This window comes from Candidatus Pedobacter colombiensis (genome assembly GCA_029202485.1).
GTDB classification, from domain to species: domain Bacteria; phylum Bacteroidota; class Bacteroidia; order Sphingobacteriales; family Sphingobacteriaceae; genus Pedobacter; species Pedobacter colombiensis.
In genome coordinates, this window is record CP119313.1 from 4,854,707 (window position 1) to 4,876,283 (window position 21,577).

At 39.6% G+C, this 21,577-nt stretch carries 21 protein-coding genes; 10 read left to right on the forward strand and 11 right to left on the reverse strand.

Going from position 1 to position 21,577, the window contains the following annotated elements; genetic code table 11:
* Positions 1-2: 2 nt before the first annotated feature.
* Positions 3-887, reverse strand: a complete 885-nt coding sequence (locus P0Y49_20145; protein WEK19091.1) for a hypothetical protein — start codon at positions 885-887, stop codon at positions 3-5.
* A gap of 1 nt (position 888) precedes the next feature.
* The gene (locus tag P0Y49_20150) at positions 889-1,839 is read right to left on the reverse strand and encodes a stage II sporulation protein M (protein ID WEK19092.1); all 951 of its coding nucleotides are present in this window, start codon (positions 1,837-1,839) and stop codon (positions 889-891) included.
* Positions 1,840-1,933: 94 nt separating this feature from the next.
* On the opposite strand from P0Y49_20150, the gene P0Y49_20155 reads away from it, so the two are divergent.
* Positions 1,934-2,677 carry an RDD family protein gene (locus tag P0Y49_20155; protein WEK19093.1) on the forward strand — a complete coding sequence of 248 codons (744 nt, stop codon included), beginning with the start codon at positions 1,934-1,936 and terminating at the stop codon, positions 2,675-2,677.
* A gap of 5 nt (positions 2,678-2,682) precedes the next feature.
* On the opposite strand, the gene P0Y49_20160 is transcribed toward P0Y49_20155, so the two are convergent.
* From P0Y49_20160 to P0Y49_20180, 5 genes are all read right to left on the reverse strand, one after another.
* Positions 2,683-3,078 carry a DUF2752 domain-containing protein gene (locus P0Y49_20160; protein ID WEK19094.1) on the reverse strand — a complete coding sequence of 132 codons (396 nt, stop codon included), beginning with the start codon at positions 3,076-3,078 and terminating at the stop codon, positions 2,683-2,685.
* The gene (locus P0Y49_20165; protein WEK19095.1) at positions 3,075-3,398 is read right to left on the reverse strand and encodes a CD225/dispanin family protein; all 324 of its coding nucleotides are present in this window, start codon (positions 3,396-3,398) and stop codon (positions 3,075-3,077) included. The genes P0Y49_20160 and P0Y49_20165 overlap by 4 nt, the downstream gene beginning before the upstream one ends.
* 83 nt (positions 3,399-3,481) lie before the next feature.
* Complete coding sequence (locus tag P0Y49_20170) at positions 3,482-4,132, reverse strand: SGNH/GDSL hydrolase family protein (protein WEK19096.1); 651 nt, start codon at positions 4,130-4,132, stop codon at positions 3,482-3,484.
* Positions 4,133-4,210: 78 nt separating this feature from the next.
* Entirely contained in the window at positions 4,211-4,921 is a 711-nt protein-coding gene (gene lipB / locus P0Y49_20175; GenBank protein ID WEK19097.1) for a lipoyl(octanoyl) transferase LipB, read from the reverse strand.
* A 10-nt stretch (positions 4,922-4,931) separates the two neighbouring features.
* On the reverse strand, positions 4,932-5,573 hold the full coding sequence (locus P0Y49_20180) for a 4'-phosphopantetheinyl transferase superfamily protein (GenBank protein ID WEK19098.1): 642 nt from the start codon (positions 5,571-5,573) through the stop codon (positions 4,932-4,934).
* 67 nt (positions 5,574-5,640) lie between these two features.
* On the opposite strand from P0Y49_20180, the gene dcd reads away from it, so the two are divergent.
* From dcd to P0Y49_20200, 4 genes are all read left to right on the forward strand, one after another.
* Positions 5,641-6,177 carry a dCTP deaminase gene (gene dcd / locus P0Y49_20185; GenBank protein WEK19099.1) on the forward strand — a complete coding sequence of 179 codons (537 nt, stop codon included), beginning with the start codon at positions 5,641-5,643 and terminating at the stop codon, positions 6,175-6,177.
* A 782-nt stretch (positions 6,178-6,959) separates the two neighbouring features.
* Positions 6,960-9,656, forward strand: coding sequence for a TonB-dependent receptor plug domain-containing protein (locus P0Y49_20190; GenBank protein ID WEK19100.1), 2,697 nt, complete (start codon positions 6,960-6,962; stop codon positions 9,654-9,656).
* Positions 9,657-9,665: 9 nt separating this feature from the next.
* Entirely contained in the window at positions 9,666-10,427 is a 762-nt protein-coding gene (locus P0Y49_20195) for an enoyl-CoA hydratase/isomerase family protein (GenBank protein WEK19101.1), read from the forward strand.
* Between the two features lie 3 nt (positions 10,428-10,430).
* Complete coding sequence (locus P0Y49_20200; GenBank protein ID WEK19102.1) at positions 10,431-11,306, forward strand: SDR family oxidoreductase; 876 nt, start codon at positions 10,431-10,433, stop codon at positions 11,304-11,306.
* A 3-nt stretch (positions 11,307-11,309) separates the two neighbouring features.
* Here the strand turns inward: P0Y49_20200 and P0Y49_20205 are convergent, their stop codons facing one another.
* Complete coding sequence (locus tag P0Y49_20205; protein WEK19103.1) at positions 11,310-12,356, reverse strand: ketoacyl-ACP synthase III; 1,047 nt, start codon at positions 12,354-12,356, stop codon at positions 11,310-11,312.
* An 80-nt stretch (positions 12,357-12,436) separates the two neighbouring features.
* Between P0Y49_20205 and P0Y49_20210 the strand changes: the two genes are divergently transcribed.
* Positions 12,437-12,718, forward strand: a complete 282-nt coding sequence (locus tag P0Y49_20210; protein ID WEK19104.1) for an ATP-dependent Clp protease adaptor ClpS — start codon at positions 12,437-12,439, stop codon at positions 12,716-12,718.
* On the opposite strand, the gene P0Y49_20215 is transcribed toward P0Y49_20210, so the two are convergent.
* Positions 12,705-13,304, reverse strand: a complete 600-nt coding sequence (locus P0Y49_20215; GenBank protein WEK19105.1) for a thioredoxin family protein — start codon at positions 13,302-13,304, stop codon at positions 12,705-12,707. The genes P0Y49_20210 and P0Y49_20215 overlap by 14 nt on opposite strands.
* A 93-nt stretch (positions 13,305-13,397) precedes the next feature.
* On the opposite strand from P0Y49_20215, the gene P0Y49_20220 reads away from it, so the two are divergent.
* Genes P0Y49_20220 through P0Y49_20235 form a run of 4 tightly spaced genes read left to right on the forward strand, consistent with a single transcriptional unit; the run spans position 13,398 to position 19,707 of the window.
* Entirely contained in the window at positions 13,398-15,893 is a 2,496-nt protein-coding gene (locus P0Y49_20220; protein WEK19106.1) for a TonB-dependent receptor, read from the forward strand.
* A gap of 26 nt (positions 15,894-15,919) precedes the next feature.
* Complete coding sequence (locus P0Y49_20225) at positions 15,920-18,337, forward strand: outer membrane beta-barrel protein (GenBank protein WEK19107.1); 2,418 nt, start codon at positions 15,920-15,922, stop codon at positions 18,335-18,337.
* Between the two features lie 34 nt (positions 18,338-18,371).
* Complete coding sequence (locus tag P0Y49_20230) at positions 18,372-18,926, forward strand: NUDIX hydrolase (protein WEK19108.1); 555 nt, start codon at positions 18,372-18,374, stop codon at positions 18,924-18,926.
* 25 nt (positions 18,927-18,951) lie between these two features.
* Complete coding sequence (locus tag P0Y49_20235) at positions 18,952-19,707, forward strand: lysophospholipid acyltransferase family protein (protein WEK19109.1); 756 nt, start codon at positions 18,952-18,954, stop codon at positions 19,705-19,707.
* On the opposite strand, the gene P0Y49_20240 is transcribed toward P0Y49_20235, so the two are convergent.
* Together P0Y49_20240 and P0Y49_20245 are read right to left on the reverse strand one after the other, a co-directional pair.
* Positions 19,704-20,459 (reverse strand): LytTR family DNA-binding domain-containing protein, encoded by a 756-nt coding sequence (locus P0Y49_20240; GenBank protein ID WEK19110.1) that lies wholly within the window; start codon positions 20,457-20,459, stop codon positions 19,704-19,706. The genes P0Y49_20235 and P0Y49_20240 overlap by 4 nt on opposite strands.
* Positions 20,456-21,490, reverse strand: coding sequence for a sensor histidine kinase (locus P0Y49_20245; GenBank protein WEK19111.1), 1,035 nt, complete (start codon positions 21,488-21,490; stop codon positions 20,456-20,458). Before P0Y49_20245 ends, P0Y49_20240 begins: the two co-directional genes overlap by 4 nt.
* Positions 21,491-21,577 lie beyond the last annotated feature (87 nt).

A 21,577-nucleotide genomic window follows, 5' to 3' on the forward strand; every position in this document is an offset into this window, starting at 1 on the left:
GTTTAGTATTCCTCTAAGCCTTGGGAATTGTCCTTCTCTTCTCCAAAATGATTGATACGATCCATAAGACCCGTGCTTTCCTGTATTTCGACCAGGTTAAAAAAGCAAAGGGAAACGCCAATTACCGGAATCATCAGAAATACATAACTTAAATACTGAATGATAGTACCAACCACAATCATTGCCTGACTCCATCCCTCTAATCCTGGCAAAAAAGTACCAGCCATGGTCAAAACTGCCGCCGGGACACTTGCAAAAGTCATACAGGCATAGGCAATTACCCAAAGGATAAATATGGAACCGGCAGTTACCCACCATTGATTTTTCAGTAATTTAAATGAGCGCTCAAAAGAATATTGGAAATTGGCATTTTCCAATACCATTATCGGAAAAAGCAAAGACATGGCTGGAAACAAGTAAATCCCCGGCACAAGGCAAAACATAAATCCTACTATTACAATAAGTAAAGTAAAAATGTTACTAAAAAACACCCTGAAGTAGTAATACTTAAAATATGACCAAACTTCATCGGGAGTAGGTGCCACATTTCCCTTTTGAATATACAAAGCAATGAAACTAAGTGTCGAAACCAGTATTGCAGCAGAACTGCATATGGAAAATATCACAACCAGTAAATAGTTAAATGTAAAAATCTGGCTTAAATTAGTCCTCCAGGCCGACGCTCCCATCTTACTTATACCATTTACAAACGCTTTCGTCTCCAACTGTTGCATGATGGCAGCGATCATTCCTGCCAAAATAAAGAACCCACACAAGTAAACAAATACCTTTAATAGGGGCCTGAAGTTTTCTTTGATAAATAAAAAGGTATCATTAATGATCTCTCCGAATGCTCTTAGTTTTTTTAATTCCAATTTTTCTGACATCTTAGCTGATTTGATTGCGTTTAATTAATTGTGATGGATAGATAATCACATACCAAATGATAAATAGCAGTGATCCTCCTAAAATACTTATGCTTAGCCACAAAGGCATGTGGGTATAACGTGTAATAAAACCTTCGAAGAATGCCGCTATAAGAATAATTGGCACAATGCCAAGAGCTATCTTTGTTCCATCCTTTGCACTGTTTCTAAATGCTTGTAAACGGGTATACGTTCTGGGAAAAAGCAAGCCATGACCGAGAACCAAGCCCGCGGCACCTGCTATAATAATTGCCGAGATTTCTAAAGTTCCATGTATCCAGATAACCAGCACCGATGCTGCTCCCAAGCCTTTGCTAAAAAAGTAATACTCAAATGCACCTAACATAACTCCGTTTTTCAATAACATAAAAACAGGGCCAATACCCAGAAATATACCACTTATAAACAGGATCAAAGAAACATAAGTATTGTTGGCGGCAATAGAAAGAAACATAGAAACCGGCCCCTGATGTTTATAAACTCCAAAGGGATCACCTTTTGCAATATTTTCATTGGTCATATTCACATAACCATCCCCCATGATCAATCTTACAAAAGCATGGTCATACTTAGCAGATAACACACCAATGGCACCTGATATCACAAAGAAAATAAATGAATACAGCAACTGCCGGCGATAAGTATAAAACAGTACCGGCAACTCATATTTCCAGAAGGTTAAAAAACGATTGGTATCTTCTTTCTTATTCTTATAAATAGATTGATGCAACACCGAAGCCAATCCATTTAAATAAGCTGTGGTTTTAGACTTGGGGTAAAAGGTCTTGGCATAAGCCAGATCATTAGTAATATCTATAAAGCGCTCGGCAACTTCATCAGGGTTGTTTGTCTTCAACTGCTCATAGGATTTCCATTTCCCAGAATTCTGTTTAACAAACAATGCCTCTCTCATAGATTTAATTAAGAATGTAATTTGCTGTTAAAATAGCAACAAAAAAACATTTTACAACAAAAAATTCAACTTCAATATTATATTTGAATTAAGTATGGAAACAATAAAAGTAAATACCAGTCAGCACGTAGATATAGATTATCCTGTAGCCGGCCTGGGCGAGCGCATAGCGGCAAGGCTAATTGATCTGGGGATATTCTTAGGCTTGTATTTAATATTTATAGTGCTGGTTGTGCTTACAGGCATTTCCGGATCATTGAAAGGCACACCGTATTTTATTATAGGATTGATGATCATTTATGGTGCAAGCTATGTTTTCTATAACCTGATTTGTGAGATTTTTATGAACGGTCAGTGCGTGGGAAAACGTTTAATGAAAATAAAAGTCATTAGTCTGGATGGCAGCCAGCCCAGCTTAGGCCAATATTTTATCCGATGGCTGTTTCGCCTGGTTGATTTTGTTTTTACCGCTCAAGTGGGCGGATTAATTTGCGTTGCGGTATCAAAAAACAAACAGCGGATTGGGGATATCGTTGCCGGAACTACGGTCATCAAAACTGTTCCTCATACAAACTTTAACCACATTGCTTTCCATCCTGTTGAGGAAGATTATGTCCCTGTTTTTAGCAATGTGAACTTGCTTACCGATAGAGATGTTGAGCTGATACATGAAGTAATTGACACTTATTATAAAACCCACAATACCGAGCTGATCTATACCATGTCGGCAAAGGTGGCTACTTTACTTTCTATAAGCATTCCTGAAGGCATGAATGAAATGGAGTTTCTAAAAACTGTGATTAAAGACTATAACTATCAAACGGCTATTTCCTTGTAATGAGTTTAAGAGGCCAGGTAAGTAAAGGGCACTACGGGGATATTTCTACCGATCCAAAAAAGTAATACTACTACAAAGATCATTTTAGGTGTTAATGGTTTATACCATATGCTCCAGGTTAAATCCTTGTGCATAAAATAACTCAGAACTTTCAATAAAAAGTGGATCACTAAAAAAGGAAGACTTAACACCAGCAGCACATTATAATTTAATGCCAATAGGATATTGCCATGAAGTAAGGCATGAACAGCCCGTTGTGAACCACAACCAGGACAATCAAGGCCAACGTACTTATGGAATGGACATTCAGGAAAAAAACTATACATCTCAGGATCATATCTATAATATAAAACAGAAATGATAATAACTATAAATAAGCCCGAGATGTACTTTAATATCATCGCGAATTAAACATGGCTCCACCCAAGCCTAATGCAACAAAAAAGATAACATATAGAATAATTACCGCTATACCTACGAAGAAGCCAATTTTTGTATATTTTCCTGCAGCAGCAGATGCAGCTTGTGCACCCATGTAATCGCCTGCCGCATATCGACTGTTTACATTTGCCGCATTAACAATACCAGCTATACCAAACGGCAAACAGCAGAATAAAGTAACTAAAATAGATTCAACCAACCAGTTTTTAGGCTGAGGGGTAGAACCGTTACCAAAAGGAGGCTGTCCAAATGGCTGATTTTGTGATTGTTGTTCTTCCATCGTAAGTTTTTAGTTTTTGAAATACTTCTTCTAATGTATATTTTTTAATTTAAAAGGGAAAGCACAATCTATATATTAATTTATTAAACAGACCCAATAACCTTAGGTACAAGCAGTTTCACCCATTCCCCATACATTTTCACGCTGGGGTGCAAACCATCGCTGGCAACCAAATCAGGCTCTACCAATCCACGTCTCGATATTGGAGTAATATCTGTGTAATTTACTCCTTCGGCAAGTGTTATTTCCTTACATATTATGTTAAAATGGTCAATCTCCCGAGCCACATCATCCAAATTCCTGCCCCCACTTACACCGAAAGCTGTTTTACCCCAATCCGGTATAGAAATTACAAAGACATGCTTTTTATTTCCTTTTGCAAAACTTATAGCAGTTTGTAACAACGCTAAAAATTCCTTTTTATAGGTAGCAATTGGATAACCACGATATTGATTATTTACACCGATCAACAAAGTCACAAAATCAAATTTAGACGTCAATCGGGCGTGCTGGATGGCCTGCATTAATTCATCCGTTGTCCATCCTGTAGTTGCAATAATTTTAGGCTCAGCAACTGTCACTTTTTTATCCTTTAAAAGACTTTGCAACTGATAAGGAAAAGACCCTGACTGCGGAACAGATTCACCTATGGTATACGAATCTCCCAAGGCTAGGTAAGTTAAAACTTTTTCGGTTTTGATAGTGATATCGTTACTTGAGGCTTGCAAAGGCATGGCGTTATTTTTTGTACAGCCCGAAGTTAATAAAGAAAACAAAATACGTACAAAAAGTTTTGCACGAAAGATCGATTGTTATTGTAATACTTTACCAGTTAATGTCATACCGAAAAGACTTGCAATATGACACATCAACTTACCCTTAACCTCTTCCATATCTAATGCATATCCTAATTCCCGTTGCATCGAAGTCACATCCTTATCATCAATCCCACAGGGAACAATATTTTTAAAGTAGTCAAGATCCGTATTTACATTAAACGCAAAGCCATGCATGGTTACCCAGCGACTGCAACGAACGCCCATTGCACAAATCTTACGGGCCTGCTCATTGTCAGCATCCAACCATACTCCGGTAAATCCCGGATAGCGGCCTGCCACAATGCCATAATCGGCCAGTGTTAAAATAACAGCCTCCTCCAACATCCTTAAATATAAATGTATATCCGTAAAGAAATTATCCAGGTCTAATATCGGGTAGCCCACAATTTGTCCGGGGCCATGATAAGTGATGTCGCCCCCCCTGTTTATTTTATAATAAGTAGCTTGTTTAGCCAATAGTGCAGCATCATCCAGCAATAGATTTTCAGGCTTGCCACTTTTCCCAAGTGTATACACATGCGGATGCTCGCAAAAAATAAGATAGTTAGGTGTCTCAAGCTGTGTATTATTCGTCCGGTTCTGCGTTTTTAAAACAACCGTCTGGTCAAAGATAGCTTCCTGCTTACGCCAAGCCTCCTGATAATCTGTAAGGCCCCAATCTATAAATTCAACTTTCTTATTCATTTTGCAAAAATTAAGCTACCACGTAGCCCAGCATATAACCATCCGTTGTTTTAAAATAATGAACCGTAAGCTCCTTCGTACCTTCGGGTAGATCAACCAGTGCATTCAGCTTACCTTCATTTTTCAACTTAAAAGGTTTAATATGCATATCCTGTTTAAACTCCAGTCCTCTTCTGCCATTCCATTTATAAATGGCTTCTTTGGCACACCAGCAAACATACAGCCCGTCAATATTATCGCCCACCTGTCGCTGTGCCAGTTCAACATCCGAAAGAAATTTATGCTTGATGCTTTTTATTTTATGCTTGATCAGCTCAATATCAACACCAACTTTCCTTGTTTTGCCAATAATTACCGAAGCATAATCATAAGAATGACTTAATGAAATATGATAATCCAGATCAGGAAGATAGGGTTTACCATGATCATCCATTCTGCAATCAATATATTCATTGGTATTTAGCATCGTTCTCAACAACATCCTGGTACTTAACCAGTGGAGCAGGCGCTTGCCATTATTTAAGGATGAAATAAAATCGAGTTCATGTTGTTTCAACTGTAAACCCGAGAGCAGCTGCTCTTCGGTTTCCTCGATTTTCCAGACCGCCAGTATGGTGTCCTTGTCAATATTTTTATTAAAAACTACAGGCATCTCTTTTTAGACAACTTTGCAAAAGTATCTTAAATTAATCATAATTTCGTCCAAATACTATATAATAATGATCCTGTCTGACAAACGAATTCTCGAAGAAATAGAGAAGGGCACAATTATCATTGAGCCTTTTAAACCCGAAAGCCTTGGAACAAACTCTTACGATGTACATCTAGGTAAATATCTTGCTACTTATAAAGACCGGATACTTGATGCAAAAACACACAATAAAATTGAACATTTTGAAATCCCTAAAGATGGTTACATCCTGCAACCCGGCACTTTATACCTTGGCGTAACCTTAGAATATACTGAAACTCATGCCCATGTTCCCTTTTTAGAGGGCAAATCGAGTACCGGGCGACTGGGCATAGACATTCATGCTACTGCCGGAAAAGGCGATGTCGGCTTTTGTAATACCTGGACCCTCGAAATCTCCTGTGCACAGCCTGTTCGCGTATACGCAGGTATGCCAATTGGCCAACTGATTTACTTTGTTATTGAGGGTAGTATTGAAACCATGTACAATACAAAAGTTAATGCCAAATACAACAATAAAACAACCAAACCGGTTGAAAGCATGATGTTTAAAAATAAGTTTTAAAATCAAAGAGATATCTTTGTCATTTTTATTCGTGTCCTCCTAAAGGAGCATTTTCGAATATAGAATTCTCAGAGGCTGCTTTTGAATTGTGATACAACCTCATTCCCGGAAGACGTTCGGTATTAAGAGGACTTCACCTAATTTTTTTTCGGATCGAAAGTAAGCCGGATTGGACAGTTGTTTACTACTCATATATTGCCCGGTTAATAGATAAGTTTCATTTGAATTTTTACCGAACAAAGACGAACCAGAGACGAACCTGACACGAAGTAGGTCCGAGCTAGTATATAACGCTGATATCGGTCTCCTTTAGGACCGATAACACTCCATTTTTTACTAAAAATTTTAGGGGGACAGCTTTTGCTGTTGTTGTTCATGTTTGGACATCACTAATATATGGAAAATTACGTAGTTTGAAGATTTTTTACTATTTCTACTATTAATATTAAATTTGTTTTGCACGATTAATTAACCAAGCATGGATATCACTGCTGTTATATGACCATTGGAATTAAATTTGGTTTCAGGGTGAATTTGAAACCATCCATTCCAGCCATTAAATTGATTCCAGAACGTTGACGAAACAGGAAGCTACCGAGTAGTTATAGAAGGTGTTAATGCAATGGGGCATCTGGCCAGAGCTGTGTATACTTACGAAGTAAAATAAATACCTCTAATACATACAATAAAGTTACATAAAACAGCTCCTATATATCTTTTTAAATTATGCTAACAAAGCCTCAATATTTGTATATTGAGGCTTTGTTACTTATGATCAATTTATGAAAATTAAACTCGTTATTCCTGCCTTATTAATGCTTGGGATCTGTTTTTCATTCGCCTACAAATTGGCAGACGATCCCTTTTCTGATCTGATTAAGCGCCTGCAGGAATATAATAAGAAGTACGCACAGGAAAAAGTGCACCTACACCTCGACAAACCCTATTATGCCATTGGCGATGACATCTGGCTAAAAGCTTACGTCATCAACACCCTAACCTCCGAACCAACCGACATCAGTAAAGCTTTATATGTTGAACTGATCGATGAAAAAGACAATATAAAAACCCAGTTAAAGCTACCTATGAATGGTGGTTTATCCTGGGGAGATATTAAGCTTCCTGATACCTTAAGCGAAGGCAATTATCGCATAAGAGCCTATACACAATGGATGCGGAATGCAGGTCCCGAGTACTTTTTTGATAAAACCATAAAAATAGGAAACTCCTGGGCCAACAGAGTCTTTACAAACACCAACTATAGCTTTACCAAAGAAAACAATACCGAAAAGGTAAATGCGAAAATTAAGTTCACGGACAAGAAGGGTGAGCCTTATATCAATAATGAGGTGGCCTACGAAATACAACTAAATGCCCGAAGTATCACAAAAGGCAAAGCCACGACCAACAACCAAGGCGAAGTAAGCATCAACTTCTCCAATACGCAACCGGCTTTATATAAATCAGGTAAAATCATCGCTACGCTGACCTTGCCAAACAAAGAAAAAACAGTAAAAAACATCCCTATCACCGCAACATCCAACAATGTCGATGTACAGTTTTTTCCTGAAGGAGGAAACCTGATTGAGTCGCTACCTAATAAAGTTGCCGTAAAAGCAGTAAATGCAGCGGGCCATGGCGAAGATGTGACTGGAACCATTTTAGATAACGAAGGTGTTGAAATAAATCGATTTGAGACCAAACACCTGGGCATGGGCAACTTTATCGTCAACCCGCAACCCGGTAAAACATACACTGCAAAAGTTAAATTTAAAGATGGCTCAGAGCAAACCTTTGCTTTACCAAAAGTTCAAACCAGTGGGTATGTTCTGTCCATAAACAACAATAGCCCCGATAAGATTGGTGTTAAAATAATGATGAGTGAAGATCTGGTAGGCACTAACGAATTAAAAGTAGTAGCCCAGAACAACGGAAACGTATATTTTGTAACCAGATCGCCTTCACAAAAACAAATCATCACTGCCTCTATTCCTAAAAAAGAACTTCCTTCAGGGATTGTACAATTTACCTTATTTAATGGAACCAATAACCCGGTTTGCGAAAGATTGGCTTTTGTAAACAATGTCGAAGACCGTATAAATACAACTATAGAAAATTTAAAACCTAGCTATTCGAAAAGAGGAAAGGTAGATATCGACCTGCTTACCCGCTTTGGCGACAAACCTGTGCGCGGTAGTTTTTCGGTTGCCGTAACCAATACCGCATCAGTAAAACCCGATCCGGAGAATGAAACCAACATTTTCACCTCCATACTGCTTACCTCCGACCTAACTGGTTACATTGAAAATCCAAACTATTATTTTCTTGACAAGGATGAGAAAACCGTGCAAGATCTTGACAACTTAATGCTTACACAAGGCTGGCGCAGAATATTATGGAAAAGCATCATCAATAATACGCCTCCTATCGACACTTTTAAACCGGAAAAATCTATTGGTATCAGTGGCACTATCACCAGCTATGGGGGCAAACCACTTCCAAACAGTAAAGTAACATTATTCTCTTCTTCGGGTGGTTTTTTTATGATTGACACCTTAACTGATGCCCAGGGTCATTTTAATTTCAACAACCTGGTGTTTACTGACAGTACAAAATTCATTGTACAAGGTAGAACCGTAAAAAACAAAAAGAGTGTAGACATTAAACTCGACATTGTACCGGGACAAATTGTAACCAAAAATAAAAATACCGGAGACCTGGAAGTAAACGTAAATGAAGCCTTACAAGGGTATCTGACGCGCAGCAACAATTATTTCGATGAACTGACTAAGCGTGGTTTGCTGGAGCGAACGATCATGCTAAAGGAGGTAAATATTACGGAGAAAAAGAATCCGGCAGAGAATTCATCAAACCTAAATGGTGCTGGTCATGCCGATTATATACTAACCGCCGATATGTTGCAAAACTGTACTACGCTTGCGCAATGTTTACAGGGGCGAGTGGCAGGGTTAATTATACAAGGTGGTGTACCTTACCTGATGAGAAACATGTCTACTGGAAGAGCAATGCAAATCATCATTGATGGAATGAGTGTAGACTCTGATTTTCTCGATAATATTGTTCCATCTGATGTAGAAACCGTTGAAGTCTTAAAATCCATTGGAAATACAGCCATATACGGCTCGCAAGGTGGTGGCGGTGTGTTAATCATCACCACCAAAAGAGGTGGTGGCTACAACGGCACTGTTTTCGCTCCTGGCATCATCACCTATTCGCCTAAAGGCTACAATGTGACCAGGGAGTTCTACTCACCAAAATACGACCCTGCAACACCTGATAACAGGTTAGATTTACGCAGTACGGTATACTGGCAGCCCCATATTGTAACCGATGTCGATGGCAAAGCCAAATTTAGCTTTTTCAATACCGATGAAACCGGCACCTACAGGGTGGTTGTTGAAGGTATTGATATGATGGGCCATCTGGCTAGAGCCGTATACACCTATGAAGTAAAATAAACACCTGCAATGAATACCATAAAAGTTACCATAAAAGATCATTTAAGCCTGATTACTTTAGACAGGGGCAAATCCAATGCCCTGAATAGAGAAATGATTACTGAGCTAAATGATATGCTCAATAATATCGCTACAGACCCTAATATATGCGGTGTGATCATCACCGGAAAAGAACCTTTCTTTTCGGCCGGACTAGACCTCATCGAGCTATACAATTACGATGAAGCCGAAGCTGAGTCTTTCTGGCACCTGTTTTTGAATTTTATAGCCAATATTACTGCTTTTAAAAAGCCTTTGGTAGCAGCCATAAATGGGCATAGTCCTGCCGGAGGATGCATAATTGCATTGGCCTGCGATTACAGAGTAATGGCAGAAGGCAAATACATCATTGGCTTAAATGAAGTTCCGGTAGGCATTATTGTGCCCAACAGCATATTTAACTTATATGCTTTTTGGATAGGCTCAGCAAATGCATCACGCAGTCTCCTGGAAGGAAAGCTATTTAGCCCCGAAGAAGCTTTACAAATTGGCCTGGTAGATGAGTTGGTGAACCCGGCAAGTATACTTACCGCTGCAGAGCGAAAAATTAGAAAATATATGGCTATGGAGCGCAATACCTGGGAGCAGAGCAAGCTCAGCATCAGAAAAGACCTCATTGCCAGCACCAGCGCAGATCAGAGCGAAGCCTTGGCTGTAATGTTGAAACAATGGTGGGCACCTACTACCAGGAATATATTAAAAACAATTATTGATAACCTGCAAAAGAAATAAGCCATGTTTAACGAACCTATGTTAAGAGACGATGCCTTAAAAGGTAGAACGATTGTGATTACAGGTGGTGGCACAGGTCTTGGAAAGGCTATGGGAACTTATTTCCTTAAATTAGGTGCCAACCTGGTTATTACCAGCCGAAAGCTTGATGTGCTGCAAAAAACAGCTCAAGAGATGGAAAAGGAAACAGGAGGAAAGGTACTTGCTCTGGCTTGCGATGTAAGAGCATATGAACAGGTAGAACACGTATTGGCAGAAAGTATCAAAGCTTTTGGTAGGGTCGACAGTTTGTTAAACAATGCGGCCGGCAATTTTATCTCTCCTACCGAACGCTTATCAGCGAATGCCTTTTCCAGCATCATCGATATTGTATTAAAAGGTTCTGTAAACTGTACGCTGGCTTTTGGGAAACACTGGATTAAGGAAAAACAATCGGCAAGCGTTTTAAATATAGTGACCACTTATGCTTTTACCGGATCAGCCTATGTAGTTCCTTCGGCCTGTGCCAAAGGCGGTGTACTGGCTATGACCCGCTCTTTAGCCGTTGAATGGGGGAAATATGGTATCCGCACCAATGCCATTGCACCGGGGCCATTTCCTACAAAAGGAGCTTGGGAGCGACTATTGCCGGGTGATCTCGCCGAGAAATTCGACTTTAAAAACCGGGTTCCTTTAAAACGCGTTGGCGAGCATCAGGAACTTGCCAATCTGGCCGCATTCCTGATTAGCGATTTTTCCGGCTATATCAATGGTGAAGTGATTACCATTGACGGTGGTGAATGGTTGCAGGGCGCAGGTCAGTTTAACGGACTGGAGGCTATCCCTAACGAAATGTGGGATGCTTTTGAGCAAATGACACGGTCAGCTAAAGGAAGCTGATCTTTACCACCTGATTAAGGCACTGCCCCAGGTAAAACCAGACCCAAAGGCCGCCAGACAGATCAGGTCGCCATCCTTAATCTTACCAGACTCCCAAGCCTCACAAAGTGCTATCGGCACAGAGGCCGCAGTGGTATTACCATATTTCTGAATGTTATTAAATACCTTATCATCCGGCAGCCCCAGCAATTGCTGTACATACTGACTAATCCTTAAATTGGCCTGATGTGGCACCAGCAAATCAATATCAGCAGCAGTTAAATGATTGGCTTTTAGTGCCTCATTAATCACCTCTGGAAACTTTACTACTGCTTTTTTAAATACAGCAGGCCCATCCATAAATGGTAGTGCTGCACCACTTTCCAGTTGTTCCGTTGTCATAAATAATCCACCAAGCTCCTGATCAGGGTATCCCGGTTTATCTTTTAACCATTTATTGGCACTTGCTCCTGGATAAAACATGGCAAGCAATTCCGCATCAGCGCCATCACTGTGCAGGTGTGTACTTAAAATTCCCTGTCCCTCCTTTTGGGTGGGTTGCAATACAACAGCACCAGCCCCATCGCCAAATATTACAGAAACATTGCGGCTACGCGTTTCAAAATCCATTGCAAATGAATGTTTCTCACTCCCCACCACCAATATATTCTTATACATACCGGTTTTAATGAATTGATCCGCAACAGACAAGGCATATACAAATCCGGAACACTGATTGCGAATATCCAGTGCCCCCACCTCCTTCATTTTCATTTCACGCTGTAGCAAAACGCCACATCCCGGGAAATAATAATCGGGACTAAGGGTTGCAAAAATGATAAAATCAACATCTTGCGCAGTAATACCTGCCCGTTCGATAGCAATTTTAGCAGCTTCGATCCCCATTGTAGTGGTCGTTTCTCCCAATCTATCTGCAAAGCGGCGTTCTTTAATTCCGGTGCGTTCCTGTATCCATTCATCGCTGGTTTCCATGAAACGCGATAAATCAGTATTAGTATAAACATTTTTGGGTACATAGTAACCTATTCCGGCAATCTTTGAACGATCCATATCACTTAGCTTTTAGAATAATTTTAAGCAAAAATTACTTTAACTACAACATTATTTTGAAATTAGCTTAAATTTGTAGGATGTCGACAGAAACAAAAGAGGAAACATTTACACTGGAAGAAATTCTTACTTCGCTAAAAACTGTTCATCGTTTAATACTTTGGAATGATGACGTGAATACTTTTGATCATGTGATTTATTGCATGATGAAGTATCTGGACTACTCCGAAAACCAGGCAGAGAAAATTGCATGGGAAGTACACAATAAAGGAAAATGTGCCGTATTGGAAGGCTCCTTTACCGAAATGGAAGTATACCGTAAAATTTTACAACAAGAAGGATTAACGGTTACTGTAGACTAGAAAACAAAGCTGCCAGCTCCTGCTGTGTTGTTTTCGTCTTATCTTTAGCATACCATGCATGAAGTTTCTCGGCAAGTGCCATCATATCGCTTTCCTGACTTTTCCATTCGGCCAAAAGATCTTGTAGCATCTGAGGTCTTGGACCCCATTTGGTGATAACCTTTCCATCATTATCCAACACCAGTAAAACAGGAATTGCCCTTCCACCATTGGTAAGGTGTGCATCAATTAAGGGGAGATTGGTATCCCTAAGCACAAACTTCAAATCAAACTTATCCGGAAAGGCTGTTGCCATTTTATCAAACACAGGAACAATCTGAGCTGCATCACCACACCATCCCTCAGAAATCACAAGAAAACGGTAGTTGCCCTCGATAGCATTTAAACCACTGAACAATTCCTCACTAAGTTGAACGGTTTTATCTACACGATTCATTCTCTGCACATTCATCTTAGTATAGTGTAACATTGCATCAGAATGATCTGATCCGGTAGTCTTTTTAGCAGCCAAAAGCTCATCTATTAAATTCCTGTAAGCTAGATAGCTCAACCCTTCTGCATTAAAAATATCGTTATAATTGATCATACGCCTGTAATAAAATAGTTACGCCATGTTTTTTAAACCTCCGAGTCGTTTATTTGTCCATCTTAGACAAACACACAAAAAAGAAACATTTTAATGACCAACTACGCCTACAAAGTTCTGCTTTTAACGCTTGCTATTTGTACTATCACTGTAAAAATTAATGCACAAACCACCGGTGATGGAAAAATCACTGCAAAGGTTGTCGATGCACAAAGTAATGAAACCATTCCCTTTGCCTCTGCCATAATCATAAACCGAAAAACCAAAGCCGTTGTAAAAGGCACCCAGGCCGATGTAAACGGAAACTTGTTAGTAAACGGTTTACCTAAAGGTGTATTTACCTTTAAAGTAAGCTATATAGGTTATCAAACTATGGTAAGAGATTCTGTATCCATCTCTGATGTACAAAACGCGGTTAACCTTGGGACCATAAAAATGAAACCTGCCAAAGGAACCGCATTAAAAGAAGTAGCCATTACTGGACAAAAGAGCACCATGCAGCTAGGCATAGACAAAAAGGTATTCTCTGTGGATCAGAGTTTAGTTAGTGAAGGGGGATCCGCCTCTGATCTGCTGCAAAATGTTCCATCCGTACAATCTGATATTGATGGAAATATAACGCTAAGAGGCTCTACAGGTGTTAAGGTTTTAATAGACGGTAAGCCGTCTATGATCGCCGGAGGTAATGTGACCCAAATTCTGCAATCTCTGCCTGCCAGTTCCATTGAAAGTGTAGAACTGATCACCAACCCTTCAGCAAAATATGATGCGGAAGGACAGTCAGGTATTATCAATATTGTTTTAAAGAAGAATAAAAAATTGGGCTTAAATGGCTCTGTAGCACTTACAGCAGGTAATAGAGATAATTATAATGCAAGCACAAGCTTAAGCTTTCAAAACAGCAAGGTAAATATTTATGGAAACTATAGCTACCGCTATGGTAACCGATTAAGTAATGGATTTACCAACAACGAATATGACACAAAAAACTATTCTTATCGATTCCCATTTATCGACCAAAATACCGATTCCAAATCCGTAGACAAGGGGCATAACGTAAAAGCAGGATTGGATTATTACCTGAGTCAAAAAGACATCCTTAGTTTTACCGGAGGTTTTAACCGCAGAGATAATGACCAGAATGAGTTCTTAAATATTAACAAACTGAATTCAGCTAAAGACCCAATTGAACTGAGTAAAAGAAAAAATATCAATGATGGATCGGGTCACACTTATGACCTTAGTCTTGATTTTATACATAAATTTAAAAAACCTAAAGAAGAGCTAACCTTCAATTTTAGCTATTCTAATGGAACAAACAATAATAACCAGAACTACAATACAGATGTATATAACCAAAATGGTACACCAGTAATCACTTTACCTAAAATCCAGGTTAATAATGGAACCGGCAACAACAGCAGCTATAACATACAAACAGACTATACCATACCAGTAGGTAAGGCGGGTAAATTTGAAACCGGCTACCGAAGCCAAATCCGCTATGCAGAGAATGACCTGTTCTCGACGAACTATGATAGTATCACTGGTGAATATGTACCAAATTATGACCTCACCAACAACTTTAACAGCAAAGACCAGGTTCATGCCTTATATGTAAACTTCCAGAACCAATTTAAGAATTTTGGTTACCAGGTAGGCTTGAGAGGAGAAGATGCCATATTAGACACCCGCCTTGTTAGCTATAGCAAGACAGGTGAAATGAGTTATACACCCGGAAAAGTAGATTACTCACGCTTGTATCCAAGTATCTTTTTAACACAGAAATTTAAACAGGATCAACAACTACAACTGAGTTACAGCAGACGGGTAAACCGACCAAGAGCCTGGGATACCAACCCCTTTGTAGATGTATCTGATCCAACAATTCATCGTCAGGGTAATCCAAACCTGAAGCCTGAGGATGTAAATGCCTACGAATTGAGCTATAGCAAATTCTGGAAAAAGGTCACCTTTATTTCTACTGCTTACATGCGCAAAACCAATGATGTTGTACAAAGAATCAGAACAACAGATGATAGTGGAATTATCACAGTTACCCCACAAAACTTACCAAGCGACCTATCTAGTGGATTAGAACTTATCGGACGTTTTGATGTGGTTAAAGCATGGAACTTTACCAGTAATGTAAACTTATACCAAAAGAAAATTAACGGAGCTCCTGCTTATGGGGTGCTAGAAAGTTCAGGTTTTAGCTGGAATGCCAACCTGACCAACAACTTTGTACTTCCTTATAACATTACCATGCAAATAAAAGGCGACTACCGCTCAAAAGAGGTAACTGCACAGGGCAGGAGAAATGCTATGTATGCGGTAGATGCAGGTGCCAAGTACGACTTCAAGAACAAAAAGTCATCGTTGAGCCTAAACGTAAGAGACGTATTTAATACCAGACGCTGGAGCATGACCAGTACAGCAAACGGAGTGATTACAGACTTTAGACGTAATATGGTGGGGCCTATGGGCAGCTTAACTTATGCTTACCGTTTTGGTAAAACCGATTTCACTTTTAAAAAGAATAAGAAATCTGATCAGGGGGAAACACGCTCTGATGAAGAATCTTTCTAAGCATACACCACAACCATAACCAAACATTGAAAAAACCATTAACCCTCATTTTCTACCTGCTACTATCCTTTGTTGGCGCTGCAAATCTATATGCGGCGACCGACAAAGGCATAATTACCGGTAAAGTAATTGAAGAGGTAGGTGCGCTCCCTATTCCATCTGCCGTAGTAGCTGTTTATGAGGCTGATGCCGAACGTCCATTTGCAACCACATCTACAGATGAGAATGGCTTTTTTAAGTTTAACGCCTTAAAGTATGCGACCTACCGGGTAAAAATAAGCTACGTGGGCTTTACAGCCTTAACAGTTAATGAAGTTATCCTTACCGAAAAAAATGCCGAGCGCAATTTGGGGACCCTAAAATTAAGCAGTGAGCAGAATAACTTAAATGAGGTAACCATTACCGCAGAAAAGCCAGTTATAGAATTTACCGCCGACATGATTACCTACAATGTAGATAAATCTATTTTGGCTGAAGGAAGTACAGCTACCGATATTCTTAAAAATGTACCCATGGTACAGGTTGATATCGATGGAAAGGCTACCATTGCAGGAAAGCGGTCGACCAGGATTTTTATCGATGGGAAACCTTCAGATTACATGACTTCTAATATCGCTGATCTTTTAAATGTCCTGCCTTCTGATGCGATAGAGAAGATAGAGGTGATGACAAATCCCCCGGCCAGGTATTCCGGCGATGGGGAGGGCATCATTAACATTGTGATGAAAAAGGGATTTGCGATTGGCTTTAATGGCAATGCGGGCATTACGGCAGGTGTACAGGGAAACACCAATATGAATACCAATGCCTCCTATCGAAGTAAGAACTACTCGCTAACGGGAAGTGCAGCCTACCGCTCCAATGTTGCCAAAAGTACCTCGCACTCCTATCGCGAAAACTTTGACCTGGTTAAAGACACCACTTTCTATTACGACAATTACGGCAATAGCAGAAGTAACACTAATGGTGGAAACTTTAGAGCCGGACTTGACTGGGACATTACAACACAGCAGAACCTACGCGTGAGCACTAACTTTAATACCAACAGCAACAACAGCAGGTCGGGCACTGATTTTAACTTTTTAAGTGAAGAACTAGCCTTGAAACGTGTCCGTAACCAAATGAGTACTGCCAAGGGAGGAAGTCATAGTCTGGTATTTAACGCCGATTATAGTTTAAAAGGAAAAGAAAGCGGCGACAAGTTAACCATTGGATTAACCATCAATAACAACACCAACGACAACCTAAGACTATTGGACCAGCATTACACTTTACCGGTTACCTTAAAACCTTCATTACGTGAAAATACCGATGGGGTGGGCAACAATGGTCTTACTTTTAACCTGGATTATGACAGACCTGTTTTTAAAAAGCGGGATCGGTTTGAAGCCGGAGTGATGTACACACACCGAAAAAATGACAACGACATGCTGGTGAGAGACTTTAATTTTGCTACTCAGGAATATGTCATTGCCCAAAAACTCAGCAATCAGTTCCTCTACAATGAAAAGATAATTGCCGGATATACTTCCTATAACTATAAAGGCAAGAGCATTGGTATTAAAGCAGCTCTTAGGGCTGAGCTGACAGATGTAAACTTCGACCTGTCGACCGGCGATAGCTATAACATTAAACCCTATTTAAGTTTGTTTCCAAATATCTCCATTAATCACTTTTTCAAGAAAAGATACAATATTGGTGCTACTTATAGCGTACGTATAAACAGACCAAGGGAGAACACCCTAAACCCACAGATCAATAACAACGATACACTTAACATTTCGTTTGGTAACCCTGCACTGGTTCCTGCTTATACACAGCAAATGGACGTCAGCTTTGGTGCATTTGGTGAAAAGTGGTCTTTTACCCCCCGGCTATCCTACTCTACCAGCGGCGGCGTTATAGAGCGTTACCGTTCTGTAAATGTAGTAAACGGGGTAGCGACATCCGAAACCACCTATTTCAACGTGGGCTCCAATGATATTTTCGGATTGATATTGATTGGAAACTACAGGCCTAGCAAGAAGTTAACCGCCAATGCCAATTTTACGCTCACACAGAGCAAATACTCATCTTCCTTAAATAGTGCATTAAACAGAGATGGTTTAAGCATCAGAAGCGCTCTGGGATTGTCTATGCAACTTCCGCTTAAAACAGCTTTTGAAGCCAATGTCAATTACGCCAACAATGCAAATGCGCAAGGCCGGACGAAGGCTTCCGTTGCCAGCAGCATGGCCGCTAGAAAGACTTTCCTGAAAAACAGGCTGAGTGCAAGAGTAAGTGTTAACGATCCTTTTGGCAAACGTAACAATACCCTATTTAGTGAAGGTGTCAATTTCAGATTGCAAAGTTACTCCGCCAGCAATACCAGTAATGTAACTATGACTTTGAATTATCGCTTTACAAAAATTAAAAAAGTTCCAACTCCACCTAAAACCCAATAGCCGGGCTAAAATCAGAAATTCGTATATTGCGGACATGGAAGAGCGTAATCCCTGGATAACAATTGACAGCCATAAAATCTACGAAAACAACTGGATAGGCTTAACAGAACACAATGTGATCAACCCTTCAGGGGGTAAGGGTATATATGGCGAAGTTCATTTTAAGAATTATGCCATAGGCATTATGGTATTAGACGAAAACCATAACACCTGGCTGGTAGGTCAGTACCGATTTCCTTTAAAGGCATATAGCTGGGAGATTCCGGAAGGTGGCGGGTCATTAGAATCCGATCCTTTGGAAAGTGCACAACGCGAATTGCAGGAAGAAACCGGCCTTCTGGCAAATGAATGGATCGAGCTACAACGAATGCATTTATCTAATTCCGTAAGTAATGAATTGGCGATCATTTACATGGCCAGAGATTTAACTCAGGGCGAATCCTCACCCGAAGAAACGGAAGAACTGAAATTGCGTAAACTCCCATTTGATGAAGCTTATCAAATGGTGATTAATGGCGAAATTACCGACAGCATGAGTGTTGCCGCTATTTTGAGGACCAAAATATTGATCCTTGAAGGTCATCTTTAATTTTTTATCTACATTAAAATAAACTATGAATAAGTTTTTAGGCTATATCTTCAGTCTCCTATTTTATATCTTCTTTGGTTTAACATTGGTGATCTTCCATCCTATTCAATGGATTTGCTATAAGTTCTTTGGCTATAAGACACACAAAGCATCTGTTGATGCGCTTAACTTTTTCTTAACCTACGCTGATCTGTTGATGGGCAGCTCCATTACTTTTATAAATCATCAAGACCTGCCTACTGATAGACCCATCATTTTTGTGGCCAATCACCAAAGCATGTTCGATATTCCCGCCCTCATCTGGTTCCTAAGAAAATACCATGTAAAATTCATTTCTAAAATTGAGCTTACAAAAGGTATTCCTTCTATTTCCTTTAACCTGAAATATGGCGGCGGTGCTAACATCAATCGTAAAGATAGCAAGCAGGCTGTTTCTGAACTGATAAAGCTGGGACGAAGACTGAAAGAAAATAACTGGTCGGCCATGATCTTCGCCGAAGGCACCCGCGCCAAAGATGGACAAATGAAGCCTTTTCAGGTTGGAGGTATTGCTACACTTTTAAAAATAGTCCCTAACGCTTTAATTGTACCCATAGCGATTGAAAACTCATGGAAACTGGTGCAATATGGGGCCTATCCTTTAAGCTTTGGCGAAAAATTGAAGTGGACCGTATTAGCTCCCGTAGAGCCGCTCAATAAAAACCCTGAAGAAATTGTACTTGAAGCCGAAAATGCAATCAGGGTTAAGTTAAACCAGGTAAAAGCCCCAGGTACGATTTAGATATTTTTATTGTCTATATGCCTAAAAAACTCGTCCCTGTAAGTATCCCCTATCGGAATAGTTTTGCTGCATATAGTGATCCTGCTGCGTTCAATACTTTCAATTTTATCCAGCGCAATGATGTACGATTTATGAACCCTGATGAATTTCCCTTTAGGTAAGGTCTCTTCCATCTTTTTCATATTCTGCAATGTAATTACCCGCTCAGTCTTTGTAAAGATGGAAATGTAATCCTTCAAACCTTCAATATAAAGAATATCATCTAACTCAATTTTCTGAATTTTATGCTCTGTTTTTACAAAGATAAAGTCCTGAATAGGACTTACCGGCTGTGGGGCTGGAACGATAGCCATTAATGGCTGTATTGGGGAGTCAGGAGGACTGGCCACCTTTACCACCTGATTATGCACCTTTTCTACAGCTTTATAAAAGCGATCGAATGCAATGGGCTTTAATAAATAATCAGACACATTCAGGTCGTAACTTTCCAATGCGTACTGAGAATAAGCCGTAGTTAAAATAAAGTTAGCCTTCCCACTGGCAATCTTTAAAAACTGTATTCCGGTCAATTCAGGCATCTGAATATCCAAAAACACAATATCTATCCCACCAGCCTGCACCATTTGCAATGCTTCAATGGCATTTTCTGAGCGCTTAACCAGCTCCAGAAATGGCACTTTAGAAACGTAATCCTCTATAATATCCAGCGCTAACGGTTCATCATCAACAGCTATACATTTTAACTTTATCATATATCAAGCATTAGTTCGGTGGTATAATGAGTTGCCGAATTTACAATATTTAATTTATACCTATCGGGATAAAGTAATTGCAGTCTGCGCTCTACATTATTTAAGCCCACCCCACCCATTACATCTTTATTATATTTATTCTTCTTATTCGTCACACTAAAGTGCAATATTTTCTGGTTGGCAATAATATTGATCCTGATCGGGTCGGTCGGATCATTAGCCACCCCATGTTTAAACGCATTTTCTACGAAAGATATCAATATCAATGGCACCACCTGCTGATCATCTATCTCTCCATTTAAGGTAAGTTCAACCGCAGCCCCATCCTTAAACCTCAATTTCTGTAGTTCAATATAACTTTGAACATAGGTAATCTCCTTACTTAATGAAACCCAGCTATCGTTACTCTCGTAAATCATATAGCGCATAATTTCGGATAGCTTTAAAATAGCGTCGGCAGTTTTATCAGACTTTTGATATGCCAGGGAATAAATATTATTTAAAGAATTAAAAAGAAAATGCGGGTTAAGCTGTGATTTTAGGAACTGTAGCTCCATGTCTCTTTTTTCACTTACCAGATTGCGCTGTATGCGTTCACTCCCAAACCAATCTATTGCAAACTTTAACAGCGCACTTACAACAACGAAAAAACCGGAGACAAAAATTGCAAATACTACGTACTTAGTCAGCTCAAAGTACTCTATTTTACCCGTTTCCTTACTAAGATACGCTAAAAAGAAATCACTGTTTAAACTGGCTACCACCGTCTTTATGATCACCATGATGGCGATAAGCATAAAGATCGAAAGCATATAGAGCCCATATTTCTTTTTCTGCTTTACGAGAATGGGTATTAACAGGGTGTAGTTGATATAAAAGATCGAAAGATTGATGATCGCAAAATATCCAAACTTCACCAGGGCTTCATACAAGGATGGTTTTTGCTCACCACTAAAAGTATCCCATAACAATACAGATAATATAAGCAGCCAAAAAAATAGGTGTACAGCTAAAGGGCCTTTGTTTTTCATTTATACGGGTAATAATTAAACATTTGAGCTATCAAATTACACAAATCTAATTATTTTAAAATGGTGGTGTTCGACGAACGGGCATTT

Bases quoted from the DNA above. Each gene is read 5' to 3' on its own strand.
- P0Y49_20145 (WEK19091.1), bottom strand. From the start codon at position 887: ATGTCAGAAAAATTGGAATTAAAAAAACTAAGAGCATTCGGAGAGATC.
- P0Y49_20150 (WEK19092.1), bottom strand. From the start codon at position 1,839: ATGAGAGAGGCATTGTTTGTTAAACAGAATTCTGGGAAATGGAAATCC.
- P0Y49_20155 (WEK19093.1), top strand. From the start codon at position 1,934: ATGGAAACAATAAAAGTAAATACCAGTCAGCACGTAGATATAGATTAT.
- P0Y49_20160 (WEK19094.1), bottom strand. From the start codon at position 3,078: ATGATATTAAAGTACATCTCGGGCTTATTTATAGTTATTATCATTTCT.
- P0Y49_20165 (WEK19095.1), bottom strand. From the start codon at position 3,398: ATGGAAGAACAACAATCACAAAATCAGCCATTTGGACAGCCTCCTTTT.
- P0Y49_20170 (WEK19096.1), bottom strand. From the start codon at position 4,132: ATGCCTTTGCAAGCCTCAAGTAACGATATCACTATCAAAACCGAAAAA.
- lipB (WEK19097.1), bottom strand. From the start codon at position 4,921: ATGAATAAGAAAGTTGAATTTATAGATTGGGGCCTTACAGATTATCAG.
- P0Y49_20180 (WEK19098.1), bottom strand. From the start codon at position 5,573: ATGCCTGTAGTTTTTAATAAAAATATTGACAAGGACACCATACTGGCG.
- dcd (WEK19099.1), top strand. From the start codon at position 5,641: ATGATCCTGTCTGACAAACGAATTCTCGAAGAAATAGAGAAGGGCACA.
- P0Y49_20190 (WEK19100.1), top strand. From the start codon at position 6,960: ATGAAAATTAAACTCGTTATTCCTGCCTTATTAATGCTTGGGATCTGT.
- P0Y49_20195 (WEK19101.1), top strand. From the start codon at position 9,666: ATGAATACCATAAAAGTTACCATAAAAGATCATTTAAGCCTGATTACT.
- P0Y49_20200 (WEK19102.1), top strand. From the start codon at position 10,431: ATGTTTAACGAACCTATGTTAAGAGACGATGCCTTAAAAGGTAGAACG.
- P0Y49_20205 (WEK19103.1), bottom strand. From the start codon at position 12,356: ATGGATCGTTCAAAGATTGCCGGAATAGGTTACTATGTACCCAAAAAT.
- P0Y49_20210 (WEK19104.1), top strand. From the start codon at position 12,437: ATGTCGACAGAAACAAAAGAGGAAACATTTACACTGGAAGAAATTCTT.
- P0Y49_20215 (WEK19105.1), bottom strand. From the start codon at position 13,304: ATGATCAATTATAACGATATTTTTAATGCAGAAGGGTTGAGCTATCTA.
- P0Y49_20220 (WEK19106.1), top strand. From the start codon at position 13,398: ATGACCAACTACGCCTACAAAGTTCTGCTTTTAACGCTTGCTATTTGT.
- P0Y49_20230 (WEK19108.1), top strand. From the start codon at position 18,372: ATGGAAGAGCGTAATCCCTGGATAACAATTGACAGCCATAAAATCTAC.
- P0Y49_20235 (WEK19109.1), top strand. From the start codon at position 18,952: ATGAATAAGTTTTTAGGCTATATCTTCAGTCTCCTATTTTATATCTTC.
- P0Y49_20240 (WEK19110.1), bottom strand. From the start codon at position 20,459: ATGATAAAGTTAAAATGTATAGCTGTTGATGATGAACCGTTAGCGCTG.
- P0Y49_20245 (WEK19111.1), bottom strand. From the start codon at position 21,490: ATGAAAAACAAAGGCCCTTTAGCTGTACACCTATTTTTTTGGCTGCTT.